Raw genomic sequence first — 17,691 nt, forward strand, 5'->3', positions numbered from 1 at the left:
TAACCGCTGTCCGGCCGGCCGGCCCTTCGCTATGGCTCCCTGCCCTTCGGGCGTTCAGTCCCTTCGAAAAGGTCCACTGGACCTTTCGATCCGCCCGAAGGCGGACCGGGCCTTCACCGTTCGTCGCCCGAAAAGCCAAATCGTTGGCTTTCGTCCGCTGCGCGGATCGCTCCTCACCCCTGCCTTCTCGCCATAAAGGCCAGCCGCTCGAACAGATGCACGTCCTGTTCGTTCTTCAGCAGCGCACCATGAAGCTTGGGCAATGCATTCTTCGGGTCGGCGCGCAGATCCTCCGGCGCGATGTCGTCGGCGACCAGCAGCCTGATCCAGTCGAGCGCTTCGGAGGTCGAAGGCTTCTTCTTCAGCCCCGGAACATCGCGGATCTCGTAGAACTGGGTGAGTGCCGCGCGCACCAGGCTGTGCTTGATGCCGGGATAGTGGACTTCGACGATTTTGTGCAGTGTCTCGACGTCGGGAAAGCGGATGTAGTGGAAGAAGCATCGGCGCAGGAAAGCGTCCGGCAGCTCCTTTTCATTGTTGGAGGTGATGATGACGATCGGCCTGACCGCGGCGCGAATGGTCTCGCCGGTCTCGTAGACGAAGAACTCCATCCTATCGAGTTCCTGCAGCAGGTCGTTGGGAAATTCGATGTCGGCCTTGTCGATCTCGTCGATCAGAAGCACGACCTTCTTGCCGGCGGCGAAGGCCTCCCACAGCTTGCCGCGCTTGATGTAGTTCCTGATATCGTTGAATCTGATATCGCCGAGCTGGCTGTCGCGCAGTCGCGAAACGGCGTCATATTCGTAGAGGCCCTGCTTTGCCCTGGTGGTCGACTTGACGTGCCATTCGATCAGGTCGAGGCCAAGTGCGGCTGCAACCTGCCTTGCAAGTTCGGTCTTGCCGGTACCCGGCTCGCCCTTGACCAGCAATGGCCGCTCCAGTGCGATCGCCGCGTTGACAGCCACCATCAGATCCTTGTCGGCGACGTAGGCCGCCGTGCCTTCGAAACGCATTTTTGCTCCCTGGTTACTATGGCAACCGTAAGGAGGCGAACTGGCCAGCGCAAGGCGCGCCGATGTCGCGAGCTCGGCGTGGGCTCGGGTGGCAGGGTCGTGTTGCGAATAAAGCCGCCTTGCATGCCTGTCTCACTGGCGCTTGGCCGACCATCGGCCTATATTGGGTGTGACGGTCTGCGCTTCCCGGCAGGAGAACATTTTCCCCGGGGCCTTAATGATCCCTAGGGAGCTGTCCCTGGGAAGACCCGTGGGTTTTCTCATACGGCGCCCACCTACTTTGTAGGTTCCCGGGATCGCTCTCTCCACCGGTTGTGTGGATCGTCACTCAAGGTCAAGCATCCACTGACATTTCGGTGGATCATGCGGTAGAAAACGTCGTTCCTGCCCCTCCGTTCAAATCCGACCTTTTCTACCTTGGCTCCATGACCTCTCCAAAAGAACTCAAAAAACACCTCCGCAAGGAAGCACTCGGCCGCCGCGATGCGCTGGATGCGTTCTGGCGGGTGGAGGCGGCGCTCGAAATGGCCGAGACGGCGCGCGATCATCTAGCGGTCGAGCCGGGCCAGATCGTGTCCGGCTTCTGGCCGATGCGCTCGGAGGTCGACGTGCGGCCGCTGATGTTCGCCTTGCGCGAGCAAGGGGCAAGGCTTTGCCTGCCGGCCATTCTCGACAAGAGCACCATCGTCTTTCGCGAACTGGTGCGCGGCGCGCCGATGGTCGAGATGGGCTTCGGCACCGTCGGGCCGCATGAAGAAGCCGAGGTGCTCGATCCCGCGGTGATGCTGGTGCCGCTCGCCGCCTTCGACGCGCGCGGCCACCGCATCGGATATGGCGCCGGCTATTACGACCGTGCGATCGCCAGGCTGGTGGACAAGGGGCAGCCGCCGCGGCTGATCGGCATCGCCTTCGATTGCCAGGAGGTGGCGCTGGTGCCTGACGAGCCGCATGACGTGGTCATTCAGGAAATACTCACCGAAAGCGGGTTGCGACGCTTCGATATCCCTTGAAAGATTCCGATCGGCTTAACGCGTTTCTAAGGTCTATCGGACAGTATTTCTGCAATACAATCCGAGTCGATGGCGGCCATGGCTTTTGTCTTTATGCGTTTCCTCCTGATGCCGTTCGCTCTGATCGCGGTAGTGCTGTTCGCTATGGGGCTGCACATCATCGGAACCTCCCTGCATCACAAAATCGCCTGGCATCAGACGGTCGCCACCGTGACGGATGCCAATCCCTACACTGACACGCAGGAGAACGGCCTGACCACAGACGGCATCAATGTCGCCGTCACCTACATGGTCAACGACGCGCCGATGACCTGGTCCGGAAAGGGAAAAAATATCGGTCTTTACAAGGCGTCCAAAGGCGACAGGATAGAATTGTACTATGACCCCGCCGATCCATCGAACCTCGATACCGCCGCCATGAAAGGCTGGCGCGGCGGACTGTTGCTGCTTGCCGCGACCGGCGGTTTCGTCGCCTTCTATGTCTGGTTCTTCTGGCTACGCGGACGGAACCCGCCGTCCACGTCGCCTATGACGCCATCGCCCGTTCGCGGTGCCGGTGCGAGCGCAAAGCCGTCCGAACAGCAGCGCGCCACTTTCGGCCGGCGTTAGAACCAATCGCGGTACCCGCTTGCCTATAGTCCATGGCTCTGGATAGAAGTGGAGCATGAGACTTCTCTTCCTCGGCGACATGGTTGGCAAATCGGGACGCACAGCGGTGTGGGAACAGCTTCCCGGGCTGATCTCGGACTTCAAACTCGATTTCGTTGTCGTCAATGGCGAGAACGCCGCCGGCGGTTTCGGCATAACCGAAGAGATCTTTCGCGACACGATTGCGGCCGGCGCCGATGTCGTCACCACCGGCAACCATGTCTGGGATCAGCGCGACGCGCTGGTTTTCGCGCCGCGCGAGGAGCGATTCTTGCGCCCGTCCAATTTCCCCAAGGGGACGCCGGGGCGTGGCTCCGGCGTCTACATCGCCAAAAACGGCGCGCGCGTGCTGGTCGCCAACATCATGGGCCGGGTGTTCATGCATCCCGAACTCGACGATCCGTTCCAGGCCGGCGAGCGCGAACTGGCGGCCTGCCCGCTCGGCGAGCAGGCCGATGCGGTGGTCATCGACTTCCATGCCGAGGCGACCTCGGAGAAAATGTGCTTTGCGCATTTCGTCGACGGCCGCGCCAGCCTCGTCGTCGGCACCCACACCCACCAGCCGACAGGCGATCACCAGATCCTCAATGGCGGCACCGGCTATATGTCCGACTCCGGCATGTGCGGCGACTATGATTCCTCGCTCGGCATGGACAAGGAAGAGCCGCTCAACCGGTTTCTGTCAAAGGTGCCGAAAGGGCGTTTCGAGGCGGCGACCGGACCGGCGACATTGTGCGGCGTTGGTGTCGAGATTTCCGACCGTACCGGACTTGCCGAGAAGATCGCGCCGTTTCGCCGCGGGCCACGGCTGGAGGAAACGGCACCTTCCTTCTGGTCGTGACATTGATATGGGCGCGCGCAGTACCTAACTGCCGGCGACATTGATGTAAATTGATACGCCATCGGGGGACGACGTAATGCAGTTGATCGAGTTTCTGGCGCCTTATTTCGCCTTCGTCTATGACCCGACCGCCTGGGTCGCGTTGCTGACGCTGGTGGTGCTGGAGATCGTTCTCGGTATCGACAATCTGATCTTCATTTCTATCCTCACCAACAAATTGCCGGAAGCGCAGCGGGCCCGCGCCCGGAAGCTGGGCATCTCGGCGGCGCTGATCATGCGGCTGGTGCTGCTTGCCACCATCTCGATCATCGTCCAGCTGACGACGCCGTTGTTCACCGCCTTCGGTCATGGCTTCTCCTGGCGCGACCTGATCCTGATCGCCGGCGGCCTGTTCCTTGTCTGGAAAGCGACCAAGGAAATCCACCATACGGTCGACCTCGACGATCATCAGGATTCGATGATGGGCGAGACGCTGCAGCTTTCGCTGGCCGGCGCCATCTTCCAGATCCTGCTGCTCGACCTCGTCTTCTCGATCGATTCGATCATCACCGCGGTCGGCATGACCGACGAGATCGCCATCATGTACATCGCGGTGATCGTGGCTGTGAGCGTGATGATGCTGGCGGCCGCGCCGCTAGCCAATTTCATCGCCAAGAACCCGACGATCGTCATGCTGGCGCTGGGCTTCCTGCTGATGATCGGCATGACGCTGATTGCCGACGGCATGGGTTACCATGTGCCCAAGGGCTACATCTACGCCGCCATGGGTTTTTCGGCGCTGGTCGAGGGGCTCAACATGCTGACGCGGCGCCGCAAGAAGCCAAAGCCTGGCGGCCGCCACTGACCTCGGCATGGCAGCCTGTCGACTCCGCATGAAAAGCGGCGATCCTGCACGCCCGCAGCGCATACACGGCGCGGCTGGACGAATTGAGCCGATTTATTTATAAGCCGGCCATTCCAACTTGAGCGCCGTGCGTCCATCCGGACGCATCAGGGACGTTCTAGATTTTGAATTCGAGCATTTGCAGAACGCCGGGTGATTCCGCCTGGCCGCAAGCTGCTCTAGCCGAGAAGACGACAGGGGTGCCATGGCTGGCCATTCACAGTTCAAGAACATCATGCACCGCAAGGGCCGGCAGGACGCGGTGCGGTCGAAAATGTTTTCCAAGCTGGCGCGCGAAATCACCGTCGCCGCCAAGAGCGGGACGCCCGATCCATCGATGAACCCGCGCCTGCGCCTTGCCGTGCAGAACGCCAAGGCGGTGTCGATGCCGAAGGACAACATCCAGCGCGCCATCAACAAGGCCTCGATGGGTGATGCCGAAAACTACGAAGCCGTGCGTTATGAGGGCTATGGTCCAGGTGGCGTCGCCGTCATCGTCGAAGCCCTGACCGACAACCGCAACCGTTCGGCCTCGAATGTGCGCGCCGCCTTCACCAAGGCCGGTGGGGCGATGGGCGAAACCGGCTCGGTGTCGTTCATGTGGGACCGCGCCGGCGAGATCTATTATCCGGCCTCGGCCGGCAGCGCCGAGAAGGTCATGGACGCGGCTATCGAAGCCGGCGCCGACGACGTGCAGTCCGACGAGGAAGGCCACACGATCTATTGTGCCTTCGAGAATCTCGGCGAGGTGTCGAAGGCGCTGGAAGGCGCGCTCGGCGAGGCGGAATCGGTGAAGCCGATCTGGAAGCCGCAGACCAACATCGCGGTCGACGAGGAGCGGGCACAGTCGCTGATGAAGCTGGTTGCCACGCTCGAAGACGACGACGACGTGCAGAGCGTCTACGCCAATTTCGAGGTCGACGACGAGACCATGGCGAAGCTCAGCGCGGCATGAGCGGAGAGCCACTGCCCACCATCCGCATCACCTATTGCACGCAGTGCCAGTGGTTGTTGCGGGCCGGCTGGATGGCGCAGGAACTGCTCTCCACCTTCGGTACCGATCTGGGCGAGGTCACGCTGGTGCCCGGCACCGGCGGCATCTTCACCATCAGCTGCAACGACACGCTGGTCTGGGACCGCAAGCGCGACGGCGGCTTTCCTGATGCCGCGAAACTCAAGCAATTGGTCCGCGACGTCATCGATCCGGACCGCGATCTCGGCCATGCCGACCGCAAGGGCCATAAATCAAAAGACCCCGCGTAAGCAGCGGGGTCTTTTGCTTTCATCGGTCATATTCACTGCCACGCGAAAATGAAGCAGCCCAGCGCCACGATGGCGGTGATGGTGCGGACATGGTTCCACATCACCCAGTCCTTGAGATAGGTGGTCCAGACAGTGGCGCCGTTTGCGCTGGCCGGATCGACGGCGGCCAATGCATCGTTGAGCGGCACGTTGAAGGCCATGGTGACGATCGGGTTGCCGATGACATAGATCAGGGCGCCGGCGAGAAGCCAGAGCGAGCCCGGTTGGCTCCAGCCAATGATAGCGCTGACGGCGAGGACGAGGCAGATCAACCCGGTGCCAAACAGCGCGGTCATGAACATCGGCGAAATGACGGTGATGTTGATCGAATTCATGGCGGCGATGCCGCCTGCGGCAGGCAGGCGCGCCAGCCCCGACATGATAAAATTGGAAAATGCGAAGAAAACGCCGCCAACGATGCCCGAGCCAATTGCGGCGACGAAGATGAGGGTGGGGAGAAGTTTCGCGATCATGTCAGTTGCTCCAGATGCCGGAAGCGGCGGTTTCGGTTGTATAGTCGGAAAAGTCTTTTGGCGCGCGGCCGAGCACACGCTGGACGCCGTCGGTCAGCGCCTCATTGCGGCCGTCGAGCACCTCGGTAAACAGCTCGTTGAGCAGCCAGGCAAACTCGGCCGGTAGCTCGTGCGCTTCGATCGCGGCGGCGAAGTCGGCATGCGAAATCTGCTTGAAGCGGATGTTACGGCCAGCGGCCTTGCCGATCTCGGCGATCGCGTCGGCGAAACTCAGCAGCCGCGGTCCGGTCAGTTCATAAAGCTGGCCGACATGCCCTTGCTGGGTGAGCGCCGTCACGGCGGCGTCGGCGATGTCGTCGGCATCGACGAATGGTTCCCCCACATTGCCGACGGGCAACGCCACCTCGCCTTCGAGCAAGGGGTCAAGCAGAAAGCTCTCGCTGAAGTTCTGGGCAAACCAGGCACAGCGCAGGATCGTCCAGTCGGCACCGGAGGCCTTCAGCATCTCTTCGGCGCGCTGGGCCTCCGTTTCGCCGCGTCCCGACAGCAGCACCAGCCGCGCGATGCCGTTTTGCACGGCAAGCTTGGCGAAAGCGCCGACTGCTTCGGCGGCACCAGGCACGGAAAGATCGGGATAGTAGCTGATGTAGACGGCGCCCACGCCTTGTATTGCCGGCCCCCAGGTCGCGTTGTCTTCCCAGTCGAAAGATGGAGTGCCGGAGCGCGAGCCGATGCGCACCGGCAGGCCGCGCGCCATCAGCCGCTCGGCGAGGCGGCGGCCGATCTTGCCGGTGCCGCCGAGGATCAATATCGGTTTTCCTGTCGTGTTGTTCATTTCGGTTTCCTCTCGTTAAAAATATGAGTAATCCTCACATTTGCAAAACGTGATAAACCCTCGTATTTTCCGAGTCAAGCCAATTTGTTGGCCAAATTTTCAGGAGGCGATCATGGAAGGCCCCATCGCGCCGGCTAACGAGCAGGTCGCTTCACCCCGCCGGGCGCCGAGCCAGCAACGCAGCCGCGAGCGGGTCGAGCGGATGCTGGCTGCCGCCTCGGCGCTGATCGCCGAGCAAGGCAGCGACGCCATGCGTATGGGGGAAGTGGCGGAAAGGGCAGGTGTCTCGATAGGCTCGCTCTACCAGTTCTTCCCCGACAAGCGGGCGATCATCTGGGCACTGGCCGAACGCTACACCGCCGAGAGTCAGGCCTGCATCGCCGCGGCGCTGGCCGATGTCAGCGACGCCGAAGGCCTGCGGCGGGCATTTTCCGAACTGGTCGATATCTATTACGGACTGTTCCTGGCCGAGCCGGTGATGCGCGACATCTGGTCGGGCACGCAGGCCGACAAGGCGCTGCGCGAACTCGAACTCGCCGACAGCCGCGCCAATGCCGAATTCCTCACCGCGGTGCTGAAGCGGCTGCAGCCCGCCGCCGATCCGGTGGCACTGGAAACGACGGCATTTCTCATCTGGCAGATGGGCGAGGCCGCCATGCGGCTGGCGATCTCGGTCGGGCGGCAGGAAGGCGACGACTTGGTCGCCGCCTACAAGCGCATGGCGCTGCGGGAACTTGTCGGGGCATAGATCGTACCGGCCTTGCCGCTCACTTGTCCGGACCGGTCAAGGGTGTGCCTGCATCGCGTCGCTCAGCGGCCGATTCTGTTGCCGCCAGGCCTTCGGGCTGAGCCCGGTCGCGCGCAGGAACTCGCGGTTGAAGTTCGATTTGCTGAGGAAGCCGGCGTCGAACATGATGCGGGTGATCGGCTCATCGCTCGCTGCCAGCAGCCGACAGGCTTCGCCGATGCGCTGGTTGTTGACATATTGCGACACGCTCGATCCGTGGATGCGGTTGACGGCCGACGACACTTGCCGTGCCGGCAGGCCGAGCCGTCTGGCGATGCGCCCGAGGTTGAGATCGACATCCTTGTAGAGCTCTTTCGACCGCATCAGCGCGTCGACCGCCGCCGCGACGGCGGAGTCTTCGCTGGTTGCCCGTGGCGTGGTTTGCGGCGCCTCCTCGTCCTCCTCGTCAACAGCGGCGGCTTCGCTGGCGACCGCGGCCGCGCCGCCGAGCAGCAGCAGCGCCAGGACGTTGCCGGCGGCAATCACTGCGCCAGAATGAGCGCCGCCGGTCCATTCGAGGTCGAGGCTGATGATGATGTCGGTGACCGGCGACGCCAGGATCGCCAGCGTCGTCACCAGCAGCGCCCGGTAGGACCGCAAGACACCATCGAGGCGAGATTCGGCAAGACCGTCCGGGCCGGCCAGAGCAAGCCATAGAAGGGCAAGGCCATACGACAGGAAAACGAGCATGATCACAGGTCCGACCGGCTCGCGCCAGAAGACCAGCAGCACGGCAACCAGGCAGGCCGGCAACAGATGCGGCCATAGCCGTGTCAGGCGATGTTCCGATCGTTCTTTCGTCAGGCCACTGAAAGCGACCCAGGCAAGCGGCGCGATCAGCGTCGCCAGCACCGCCTGGAACGGCATGATGGCCCTGAGATCATAACCCCAGCGCAATCCGATCAGTACCGACTGCGCGGCATAGGCGGCCATCAGCAGCAGGAAGAAGAAGTTTTCGCGCGGATCGGCTTCGCCGCGCCGGATCATCCGGACGAGCAGGATGACGAGCAGCAGCGCGACGACGAAGGGCAAGGGGATGAAGATCATGATCGCAAGTGTGGTTCCGAAGCGGATAGCGACCGACAATGACCTGGATTGCGTTCGCGGTCGTCCCGGATCGTGATCAAGGTCGCGAAAATCGACGTTCCAGATCATTTCGACAGCGCACGGTCCAGTCGGGATCGCCACTCATGATCGGAGACAATAATGAAATCCGCAATTCTCGCCTTGCTGCCATTTGCCAGCATTGCCCTGGCGTCGCCGACGACCGGTGACGCCGGGAAGGCGCTGGATCTCGCCGGTGTGACCGCCGTCGTCATCACCGGCGAAGCGAGTTCCGTCCGGCTCACCACTTCGACCACCGCACCGTATCATGCGTTGATCAAGAGCCGGCGCGAAGGCTGGTTTGCAAGCTGGTATTCGAGCTGGTTTGCCAATGACTGCCTGTCGGCCAGCGACATGAAGCGAGAGGCTTCGACCCTCCATATCGACGTCGCACCGTCCTCATGGCTGGATCCCTCGGACTGCGTGGTCGAGATCACCGCCAATATCCAACCCGAGAGTTCGGTGTCGATCGACCAGGCGGCGCTGCGCGCCAACATGACAGGCAATTTCTCCGCCATCGCCATAAATGGCAAGGCGGCCGATGTTTCGCTCGACGGACATGCTTCGACCGTCGATCTCAAGGGCGAGGCGCTGAAAGTCTATCTCGCCTTCGGGAGCGTCAGGCAGGACGAGAACATTGCGATTACCGGCAAGGCGCTGGATGCCACGCTGTCCTTCGGCCGGCAGGTGCCGATCAGCTACTCGGTCACGGCGTCGGCGTCGTTCGTCGACAGCTCGATCGCCAACACTGCCGGCGCCAAACCGTCGGTTATCATCAAGGGTGACTTCGTTCGCGCCACGATCCGCTAACAAAAAACCCGCCTAAAGGGCGGGTTTTTCTGATCTGCGAAAGGCCGATACGGCTTAGAGGCCGAAACCTTCGAAACGCTTCTTGAACTTCGACAGGCGGCCGCCGCGGTCGAGCAAGGTCTGCTGGCCGCCGGTCCAGGCCGGGTGCGTGGTGGGGTCGATATCGAGGTTCATCGTATCGCCTTCCTTGCCCCAGGTCGAACGGGTCATGTACTCGGTGCCGTCGGTCATGACGACCTTGATGGTGTGGTAATCGGGATGGATGTCGGTCTTCATTGTTCTAATCCTGGGCTCTGTTCGTGGCTTGTGGCGCGGCGGACGGGCGTGAAGCCTGCGTCGATGCGCCCCTTTTTAAAACTCGAAGCCGCAGCTATTGAGGAGCCACGGCTTCTAAAACGGTCGGCGAGCCTATACATCAGCCGGAATTGAATCACAAGGCCGCGGCAAGCGCATATTGATGCGCATACCCAAAGGGGCCAGAGGAAACGGTCATGGCGGACATCAGCGGCGATGCAGACGAGCGCCGGCGCTCGCTCGAGCCGCTGCGGCGCCTGTTTCCCTACATCACCCGCTACCGGAAGATGGTCATTGGTGCTGTCGTCTCGCTGGTCGTCGCCGCGGCAACGACGCTGGCGCTGCCGCTCGCCGTGCGGCGCATGATCGACCACGGCTTTTCCGCTTCCGATTCCAGCTTCATCGCCGAATATTTCGCCATGCTGGTGGTGATGGCCGCCGTGCTCGCCGCGGCGTCGGCCGGCCGCTACTATTTCGTCATCACGCTGGGCGAGCGTGTCGTTGCCGATATCCGCAGCGATGTGTTCCGCCATGTCACGACGCTGTCGCCGTCCTTCTTCGACACGGCACAGTCAGGCGAGATCGTGTCGCGGCTCGCCGCCGACACGACGCAGGTGAAATCGGCGGTCGGGGCTACCGCCTCGGTGGCGCTGCGCAACGTCATCCTCGGCCTCGGGGCTGTGGCGATGATGGTCGTCACCAGCCCGAAACTGTCAGGGCTGGTCATCGCCGCCATCCCGTTGATCGTGCTGCCGCTGGTCGCCTTCGGCCGCTCGGTGCGACGCAAATCGCGGCTGGCGCAGGACACGCTTGCCAATGCGACAGCCTATGCAAGCGAGCAGATCGGCGCGGTGCGCACGCTGCAGGCCTTCACCAACGAAAGATTGGTCACGGGCCATTTTTCGGCTGCCGTGGAAGCTGCCTTCGAGGCGGCGCGGGCCTCGGTCTTTGCGCGCTCCTTCCTCACCTTCTTCGCCATCTTCATGATCTTTTCCTCTGTCGTGGCGGTGCTGTGGTTCGGCTCGCGCGACGTGCTTGTCGGCACGCTGTCGCCGGGCACGCTCGGCCAGTTCCTGCTCTATTCGGTGTTCGCTGCCGGGGCGCTCGGCGCGCTCTCGGAAGTGTGGGGCGAACTTGCCCAGGCGGCCGGTGCCGCCGAACGGCTGACCGAGATCCTGGCCGAAAAGCCTGCCATCCAGTCGCCAGCCAACCCCAAGCCGTTGCCGGCAACGGCCAAGGGCGCGATCGGCTTCGAGGGCGTGTCCTTCTCCTATCCGGCCCGGCCCGACCGCGCCGCCGTCCATGGCCTGAGTTTTCAGGTCATGCCCGGCGAGACGGTGGCGATCGTCGGTCCCTCAGGCGCCGGCAAGAGCACGGTATTTTCGCTGATCCTGCGCTTCTACGATCCCGAGACCGGCAGGATCGTGATCGACGGCGTCGACGTTCGCGAGGCCGATCCCGCTGCAGTACGGGCGCGCATCGCCATCGTGCCGCAGGATGTCACCATCTTTGCGGCGACCGCGCGCGAAAATATCGGCTTTGGCCGGCCGGGCGCCAGCAAGGCCGAGATCGAAGCAGCGGCCAAGGATGCGCTCGCCGACGAATTCATCCTGAAGCTCGAAAAAGGCTATGACAGCCAGGTTGGCGAACGCGGAGTGACGCTGTCCGGCGGCCAGCGCCAGCGCGTGGCGATCGCTCGTGCCATCCTGCGCGACGCGCCGATCCTGCTGCTCGACGAGGCGACCTCGGCGCTCGATGCCGAAAGCGAGACGCTGGTGCAGACGGCGCTGGAACGGCTGATGCAGGGTCGCACCACCATCGTCATCGCCCACCGGCTGGCGACGGTGCTGAAGGCCGACCGGATCCTGGTCATGGATGGCGGCCGCATCGTCGAGGAAGGCACCCACCAGAGCCTTGTCGCCAAGGGCGGCATCTATGCGCGGCTGGCCAAGCTGCAGTTCGAAACCGGGGCGAGTGCCTTCAGAGGCGCGGCCGAGTAGGCATTTCCAGAGCGGTTTCATCGTTTGCCGCCAGAGGTTTTGCACCGCCCTACGAACAGCTGTGAGCGCGGATCGGGATCGGCATTAAATGAACTACTTGGGTACGGTGTAGAACTCGTGAGTGTTCATCTGAGCATTGATCCCCGGCATGCCGTCGGACTGGAAGGAGCCACCGGCGACATGGAACTCGCTGCCAATGAAACCGGCTACGAAGCCGTGGCGGGCAATCTGCATATGCGGTAGGGTCTGCCACGTGTCGGTTGCGGGATCGTAGGCCTCAAAGGCCCAGAATGTGCGCTTGCCCGCCGGGTCCTGGTACTCACCACCCGTCACATAGATCTTCCCGCCGTAGGCACTGCCCGACACCCCGCCCCGCGGTGTGGGGGAACGGCCTTTGTAGGTCCAGGAATCGGATTTGGAATCGTATTCCTCGACCAGATCGGTGACGTCGCTCTTGGTCACGAAGGGCAGACCAATTCGACCGTCAATCGCATAGATCTTCCCACCGACAGCAGCTGCGAGAAAGTGATTGCGGCCGGTCTGCATGGGAGCCCGGCTTGTCCAAGTTCTGGATGCGGGGTCGTAGACCTCAACAGTCCTGCCGACGATGTTGGGAACGTCGGCCCAAAGGGGCTCCTTCATGTCGCGGCCATGCTCATGGGCATGCGCGCCGCCGATGACGTAGATTTTTCCGTCGAGTACCACAGCCGCTGCCGCTCCGCGGGCAGTTGGCATAGGTGGAAGCTTGGACCAGCTGTCGATCTTCGGATCGTATACAAAGGCATCAGCGGTCGGTTGCCATTCTTTGGTGCCCGGCTCACCGACGAAACCACCGAACACGTAGACTTTGCCGTCAAAAGCCACCGTTGCAGTATGATGGGCCGGCTCAGGCATTGCCGCTCTCTTCGACCAGATCTTGGTATTTTCGTCATACATCACAACTGTGCCAACGGGCATAACCTCCGGCACGTCGATACCGCCAATGACGAACCACTGATTGCCTACTACAGCGCTGGAATTCTCGCTCTGAGGCTCTGGCATCGGCGTTCCCATCTGCCACGTGCCCTCCTGGGCGAACGCTGGCGCAAGATTGAGTGCCAGACCGATCACCGCTGTGGAAACCAGCAATTTCGCCTTCATCGGGAGCTCCTCGGTTGCGGTTAGCGTCGACCTGGAATTGCCTGAGCGCCTTCGTCTCGCAACGGGAGGTAACTGAACGTATGAACAATGAGAATTATCGATTACGGAATGGACCCTTTGGACTCGCCAAACAATGCTAACCTCGCCAGCCCGGAGCTCCCTTGGCAGAAAGCTCGGCCTGCCACGCTGCACCGGTCGGGAAATAGAAGCTTGAGCATGTACCGAACCGTCAATCGACGGCAGGACCCAGCGAGGAGGACAAATGCACAAGCCAGAACTGCGGGAGCTCATCGCCTTCGCGGAAGCAGCTCGGCACTTGAACTTTACCAAGGCCGCCGCCGCATTGGGGGTGTCGCTACCCAGCTTCAGCCAAACACTGAGGGGTCTGGAAGAGAAGCTCGGCGTGAGACTGCTCACGCGAACCACCCGTAGCGTGTCGTTGACCGCGGCGGGCGAAGAGCTTCTTGTCAATATAGGCCCGATATTGAGCGGACTGGACAGTGTCCTCGATGGATTGAACAAGTTCCGCAACGCTACGGGCGGACGACTGAGAATTCTAGGTTCACGGACTGCAACAACCGTCCTGATAGCCCCTCTTATCGGACGCTTTCTTACAAAGCACCCCGAAATCGAGCTCGAAATCCTCGTCGATGATCTTCACCTTGATCTCGTGGAACACCGCATCGATGCGGGAGTTCAGGTCGGAGAACGCATCGAGAAGGATATGATCGCCGTTCGGATCGCCGACCCCTTCAACGAAGTTCTTCTTGCTGCGAAAGATTACCTGGTGGCCCATGGCGAGCCCAGCGAGCCGAGCGCACTCGTGGATCATTGGTGCGTTCGCCTTCGATCCCCGTGGGACGGCACAATCCAACCCTGGACCCTGCAGAAGGGGGCTGAGAAGGCCGAACCCGCTGCCGGCATGCACGTCGTGGCCAACGATCTTCGTGCGGTTGCCAGTGCAATTGCCGGAGGCGCCGGAATCGGCTTGGTGCCAACCGTTCTTTTGCAAGATGAGCTGCGGTCGGGGCGCGTCGTGACCGTCCTCGATGGGTGGGGTTCCCAGATCTCCGGGATTTACTTGTACTATCCCAGCCGCCGACAGATTCCCGCAGCCCTTGCTGCCCTCATAACATTCATGAAGCAGAACAAACCCGCACCGATATCTGCCTGCAACGAGAAGGCCACAGACGCAGCAGAATCTTAGAAGGCAGCGGCAGCCTTTTGGGGGGCCGCCGCCCTCCAAAGAAAATGCAGCTCAGGGCTGCGGAACAAAGATGTCGCGGGAATAGACAGGCAACGATACGACCGAGACAAGGCTCTCGCTGCCGTCGAACAGCGCGGTCAACTTTCCACCTTCGGCCTTCAGGGACAGGCTGCGGAGATGGTTTGCGTCGCCGGACTTCACAACGTCAGCGGCCTCATTGTAGCGATAGATGCGCGAGAATTCTGGCTTGAGCTGCGAGTAGACGTGACTGTCGCCCTTCTCCAGGGTCACCGGGCCACGTTCGAATTCCGTTTGCAGTGAGACCTTCTCACCGCCACCTTCGAAATTCCAGGTCTCGCTCACCGTCGTCGGGCCCGAGCTATAGTGAACCCCACGATTGATCTCGTCGTTGGCCGTTTCGGCAATGCCGTAAGGACCGGCTCCACCGCGCGAAAGGCCATCGAACAACATCAGCACGTTCTCACTGCTTCCCGTCTTGTGAACAGGGATGCCGAAAAGCACATAGCGGTACGGAGCCCCGACGGTACCCTTGGGATCCACCGCATAAAGCTGATCCACAAATTCAATCTGGAGGTTGGCGCCGGCGGAAGGTGCTGTCGTAAACGGGCTGAGTTCCCAGCCCGCTGGCAGGAACTTGGAGAGCTCAACCGTCGAAGCCTTGTAGTAGAGAATCGTGCGGACATCGGAATTGCTTCCGCTGTAAAGCTCGGCCGCGTTTGCAAGCGAAGGCAATGCAAGCGCAACGGTGAGCGCGGCGGCCGCGGCAAGACGGCTGCCCAGCGATTTGAGATTCATCATTTCAATGGTTCCTTTGGAAGTACGGCAGCTCCGTCCGGAGCCGTCGCTAACGAGGATCAAAAGCCGGCAAGGCCGGCCTTGGCGCACTGCTCGTCCTGTGCGCCCGTGCCGCCACTAGCCGAGATCGCACCGATGATCTTGCCGTCCTTCATGACCGGAATGCCGCCAGGCGCTGCGATGACGTGATCCATGTTCAGCATGAACGGGCCCATCTTGGCCGTAACATCGAAGAAGTCGCGTGTCGGACGCTTGTAGACGGCTGCCGAAGTTGCCTTGTCCAAGGCGATCTGGGCGCTCGCCACCTCGGTGTTATCTGCCTTTTCGTAGTAGACGAGGGCGCCGTGCGTATCGACGACGGCGACGGCCATGAGCCACTTGTTGGCAGCGCATTCCTTTACAGCGCCGGCGGCAACCTGCTTGGCCTCCGACAGAGTGATGTCGGGACCATAAACATCGGCGTCGCCGGCAAATGCGGAGGTGGTAACCGAGAGAAAGCCAATGGCTGCAGCGGTGGCGGCCCATTTTGACATAGACATGTTTGAACCTTTCGTTGGTCATGCGACCTTGTTTCGTCGAGACGAAGCGAAGGTCGCTGCCGCCTCACGAGAAGACCATGCGGGCGCTCATCAATCCTTGGTGGATTTGAGAGTGGGTGCCGTTGGTTGCTGGACAGGGATATGTCTGCCCGTCTCGCGAATGAATGACGAATTCCGAAATGGAGTATTTGGGGATGTGAAAGAATGGGCTTGTACGGACAATAGCCAAGTCCGTTCGGCCATATGGCGCCCGAAATTTACGCTGTGCTGTCTCTAGCTAACGGGCTCAGTTTGCTTCGCTGGAGGCGAGAAGCAAGGCCTTGTCCTTGCAGTCACCGGAGCAACTGGCAATCACGTTACTGGGGCAGCGGGGATGTAGGAGCCGCGGCCCATCGACAGGCCGACTTAGCGAATGGTGTCCTAGCCTAGACCAGCCGCATCGCCTCGATCATCCGGACTTCCGGCTCGGCGTATCTGGTGAACTCGCCATGGCCGTTTCATCCGCCATAGCGCTGCTTCAGGTGATTGACGAAATAGGTGGCATTGAGCTTCTCGCCGGTGGCGCGTTCGAGCAGATCCGGCGTCGACCAGCGCGAACCTTGGGACCAGACCCGTTCGCGGCGCCAGTCGTTGATTGCCGCAAAATCGCCCCTTGCCAGGTCGCCCTCGGCGGAAGGGTACTCCCGCATCAGCGCCGACCATTGCTGCGCCGCCATCATGGCGCCCAGCGCATAGGAGGGGAAATAGCCGAAGGCGGCACCCGGCCAGTGCCCGTCCTGCATCGGTCCGTCAGCCGGGTTGTCGATGGTGGACAGGCCAAGGTATTCACGCATCTTGGCGTCCCAGGCCTCGGGCAGGTCTGCCACTTCCAGCCGCCCGGAGACCAGCTCCTGTTCAAGTTCGTAGCGCAGGATGACGTGCAGCGGATAGGTGACCTCGTCGGCGTCGATGCGGATCAGGCCGCGTTCGACCCGGTGCACATGCGGCAGGATGTCGTCGATCGACCAGGCCTCGCCGAGATGCCTTTCGACCACCGGCAGTGCCCAGCGCCAGAAGGCCGGGTTGCGGCCGAGTTGCTTTTCTACGAACAGGCTCTGGCTTTCATGCACCGCCATGCCGCGCGCCTTGCCCAGCGGCCAATGCGCCCAAGCCTCCGGCAGGTTCTGCTCGTATAGCGCATGGCCGGTCTCGTGCAGCACGCCCATCAACGCCGACAGGAAATCCGTGGTCTTGTAGCGGGTGGTGATGCGCACGTCGCTTGGCACGCCGCCGCAGAAGGGATGATGCGACACCGACAGCGAGCCATGGGTGAGGTCGAAGCCGACCGCTGCCATCATGGCGAGGCCAAGCTCGCGCTGTTTGTCGATCGCATAGCGGCCCGAAAGCGGTTTTAGCGGGCGCTTGCCGAGCCGCGCCTCCTGCACGGCCAGCGCTTCCGGCACAAAACCTCTGAGGAAAGTCTTCAGCTCAACAAATACCGGCGTGATGTCGGCTGTGCGGTTGCCGGGATCATATTGCTCCATCAGCGCGTCGTAGGGGTCGAGGCCGAGTACGTCGGCGCGGAGTGCCGCTTCCTCGCGCACCAGCGCTACCACGCCTTCAAGCGCCGGCAGGAAACCCGCCCAGTCGTTCTTTGCGCGCAGATCGCGCCAGAGCTGTTCGGAGCGCATGCGCGCCGTCGTCTGCCGCTCGACGAACTCAACCGGCAGGCAGGTCATGTTGGTGTATTGGCGGCGGAATTCCCTGACGGCTGCCTGTTGCTCCTCGTTCAGCGTTTCCTGCTCGGCCGCCGCGATCCAATCGGCAATCTCCGGCGCCGTCGCCCGGGCGTGATGCATGCCGGCAAGAGCCGACATCGCTTCGGCGCGCTTCTCGCCGCCGCCCACAGCCATATGGGTCGCCTCGTCGGCGCCAAGGATGGCGAGCGCATGCTCCAGCGCTTCGAGCTTGTGGCCGAGGTCATCGAGTTTTTGAAAGGACATGACGGGT

19 protein-coding genes and 1 other RNA gene are annotated in these 17,691 nt (G+C 62.0%); 11 read left to right on the plus strand and 9 right to left on the minus strand.

The features are described 5' to 3' along the window. Nucleotides 1-173 precede the first annotated feature (173 nt). Nucleotides 174-1,013 (minus strand): AAA family ATPase, encoded by an 840-nt coding sequence (locus LHFGNBLO_RS10705; RefSeq protein ID WP_258606648.1) that lies wholly within the window; start codon nt 1,011-1,013, stop codon nt 174-176. Between the two features lie 171 nt (nt 1,014-1,184). Here LHFGNBLO_RS10705 and ssrS point away from each other — a divergent pair. The 7 genes from ssrS to LHFGNBLO_RS10740 all read left to right on the plus strand — a co-directional run bounded on the left by ssrS (nt 1,185) and on the right by LHFGNBLO_RS10740 (nt 5,658). Next, a non-coding RNA gene (gene ssrS, locus LHFGNBLO_RS10710) (6S RNA) lies at nt 1,185-1,340 on the plus strand. Between the two features lie 98 nt (nt 1,341-1,438). Further along, complete coding sequence (locus LHFGNBLO_RS10715; RefSeq protein ID WP_258606649.1) at nt 1,439-2,023, plus strand: 5-formyltetrahydrofolate cyclo-ligase; 585 nt, start codon at nt 1,439-1,441, stop codon at nt 2,021-2,023. Between the two features lie 78 nt (nt 2,024-2,101). Further along, nucleotides 2,102-2,632 (plus strand): DUF3592 domain-containing protein, encoded by a 531-nt coding sequence (locus LHFGNBLO_RS10720; protein WP_258606650.1) that lies wholly within the window; start codon nt 2,102-2,104, stop codon nt 2,630-2,632. Nucleotides 2,633-2,687: 55 nt separating this feature from the next. Continuing rightward, nucleotides 2,688-3,512: a YmdB family metallophosphoesterase gene (locus LHFGNBLO_RS10725; RefSeq protein ID WP_258606651.1), complete on the plus strand. Its 825-nt coding sequence runs from the start codon at nt 2,688-2,690 to the stop codon at nt 3,510-3,512. Between the two features lie 76 nt (nt 3,513-3,588). Continuing rightward, nucleotides 3,589-4,356, plus strand: a complete 768-nt coding sequence (locus LHFGNBLO_RS10730) for a TerC family protein (RefSeq protein WP_258606652.1) — start codon at nt 3,589-3,591, stop codon at nt 4,354-4,356. A gap of 244 nt (nt 4,357-4,600) precedes the next feature. Beyond that, on the plus strand, nt 4,601-5,350 hold the full coding sequence (locus tag LHFGNBLO_RS10735) for a YebC/PmpR family DNA-binding transcriptional regulator (RefSeq protein ID WP_258606653.1): 750 nt from the start codon (nt 4,601-4,603) through the stop codon (nt 5,348-5,350). Further along, entirely contained in the window at nt 5,347-5,658 is a 312-nt protein-coding gene (locus LHFGNBLO_RS10740) for a SelT/SelW/SelH family protein (RefSeq protein WP_258606654.1), read from the plus strand. The genes LHFGNBLO_RS10735 and LHFGNBLO_RS10740 overlap by 4 nt, the downstream gene beginning before the upstream one ends. Nucleotides 5,659-5,690: 32 nt before the next feature. On the opposite strand, the gene LHFGNBLO_RS10745 is transcribed toward LHFGNBLO_RS10740, so the two are convergent. Both LHFGNBLO_RS10745 and LHFGNBLO_RS10750 read right to left on the minus strand, forming a co-directional pair. Beyond that, on the minus strand, nt 5,691-6,170 hold the full coding sequence (locus tag LHFGNBLO_RS10745; protein WP_258606655.1) for a DUF1772 domain-containing protein: 480 nt from the start codon (nt 6,168-6,170) through the stop codon (nt 5,691-5,693). A gap of 1 nt (nt 6,171) precedes the next feature. Further along, nucleotides 6,172-7,005, minus strand: a complete 834-nt coding sequence (locus tag LHFGNBLO_RS10750; RefSeq protein WP_258606656.1) for an NAD(P)H-binding protein — start codon at nt 7,003-7,005, stop codon at nt 6,172-6,174. A gap of 112 nt (nt 7,006-7,117) precedes the next feature. Between LHFGNBLO_RS10750 and LHFGNBLO_RS10755 the strand changes: the two genes are divergently transcribed. Then, nucleotides 7,118-7,753 carry a TetR/AcrR family transcriptional regulator gene (locus LHFGNBLO_RS10755; RefSeq protein WP_258606657.1) on the plus strand — a complete coding sequence of 212 codons (636 nt, stop codon included), beginning with the start codon at nt 7,118-7,120 and terminating at the stop codon, nt 7,751-7,753. A gap of 36 nt (nt 7,754-7,789) precedes the next feature. Here the strand turns inward: LHFGNBLO_RS10755 and LHFGNBLO_RS10760 are convergent, their stop codons facing one another. Next, a complete protein-coding gene (locus tag LHFGNBLO_RS10760; protein WP_258606658.1) occupies nt 7,790-8,947 on the minus strand; it encodes a helix-turn-helix domain-containing protein in 1,158 nt (385 codons plus the stop codon). 51 nt (nt 8,948-8,998) lie between these two features. On the opposite strand from LHFGNBLO_RS10760, the gene LHFGNBLO_RS10765 reads away from it, so the two are divergent. Continuing rightward, a complete protein-coding gene (locus LHFGNBLO_RS10765) occupies nt 8,999-9,706 on the plus strand; it encodes a hypothetical protein (protein ID WP_258606659.1) in 708 nt (235 codons plus the stop codon). Between the two features lie 54 nt (nt 9,707-9,760). Here LHFGNBLO_RS10765 and rpmE read toward each other — a convergent pair whose 3' ends face one another. After that, nucleotides 9,761-9,982, minus strand: coding sequence for a 50S ribosomal protein L31 (gene rpmE, locus LHFGNBLO_RS10770; RefSeq protein WP_006327661.1), 222 nt, complete (start codon nt 9,980-9,982; stop codon nt 9,761-9,763). Between the two features lie 215 nt (nt 9,983-10,197). Here rpmE and LHFGNBLO_RS10775 point away from each other — a divergent pair, with 215 nt between their 5' ends. Then, complete coding sequence (locus LHFGNBLO_RS10775; RefSeq protein ID WP_258606660.1) at nt 10,198-12,000, plus strand: ABC transporter transmembrane domain-containing protein; 1,803 nt, start codon at nt 10,198-10,200, stop codon at nt 11,998-12,000. A 93-nt stretch (nt 12,001-12,093) separates the two neighbouring features. On the opposite strand, the gene LHFGNBLO_RS10780 is transcribed toward LHFGNBLO_RS10775, so the two are convergent. Continuing rightward, the gene (locus LHFGNBLO_RS10780; RefSeq protein WP_258606661.1) at nt 12,094-13,140 is read right to left on the minus strand and encodes a Kelch repeat-containing protein; all 1,047 of its coding nucleotides are present in this window, start codon (nt 13,138-13,140) and stop codon (nt 12,094-12,096) included. 262 nt (nt 13,141-13,402) lie between these two features. Here LHFGNBLO_RS10780 and LHFGNBLO_RS10785 point away from each other — a divergent pair, with 262 nt between their 5' ends. After that, the gene (locus LHFGNBLO_RS10785; RefSeq protein WP_258606662.1) at nt 13,403-14,347 is read left to right on the plus strand and encodes a LysR substrate-binding domain-containing protein; all 945 of its coding nucleotides are present in this window, start codon (nt 13,403-13,405) and stop codon (nt 14,345-14,347) included. 51 nt (nt 14,348-14,398) lie between these two features. Here the strand turns inward: LHFGNBLO_RS10785 and LHFGNBLO_RS10790 are convergent, their stop codons facing one another. The 3 genes from LHFGNBLO_RS10790 to LHFGNBLO_RS10800 form a co-directional block, all read right to left on the minus strand. Then, nucleotides 14,399-15,166, minus strand: coding sequence for a hypothetical protein (locus tag LHFGNBLO_RS10790; RefSeq protein ID WP_258606663.1), 768 nt, complete (start codon nt 15,164-15,166; stop codon nt 14,399-14,401). 56 nt (nt 15,167-15,222) lie between these two features. Continuing rightward, nucleotides 15,223-15,702 carry a GlcG/HbpS family heme-binding protein gene (locus tag LHFGNBLO_RS10795; protein WP_258606664.1) on the minus strand — a complete coding sequence of 160 codons (480 nt, stop codon included), beginning with the start codon at nt 15,700-15,702 and terminating at the stop codon, nt 15,223-15,225. 497 nt (nt 15,703-16,199) lie between these two features. Further along, nucleotides 16,200-17,684, minus strand: a complete 1,485-nt coding sequence (locus LHFGNBLO_RS10800; RefSeq protein WP_258606665.1) for a carboxypeptidase M32 — start codon at nt 17,682-17,684, stop codon at nt 16,200-16,202. Between the last annotated feature and the right edge of the window lie 7 nt (nt 17,685-17,691).

Source organism: Mesorhizobium sp. AR10 (assembly GCF_024746795.1).
In the GTDB taxonomy this organism is placed as follows: Bacteria; Pseudomonadota; Alphaproteobacteria; order Rhizobiales; family Rhizobiaceae; genus Mesorhizobium.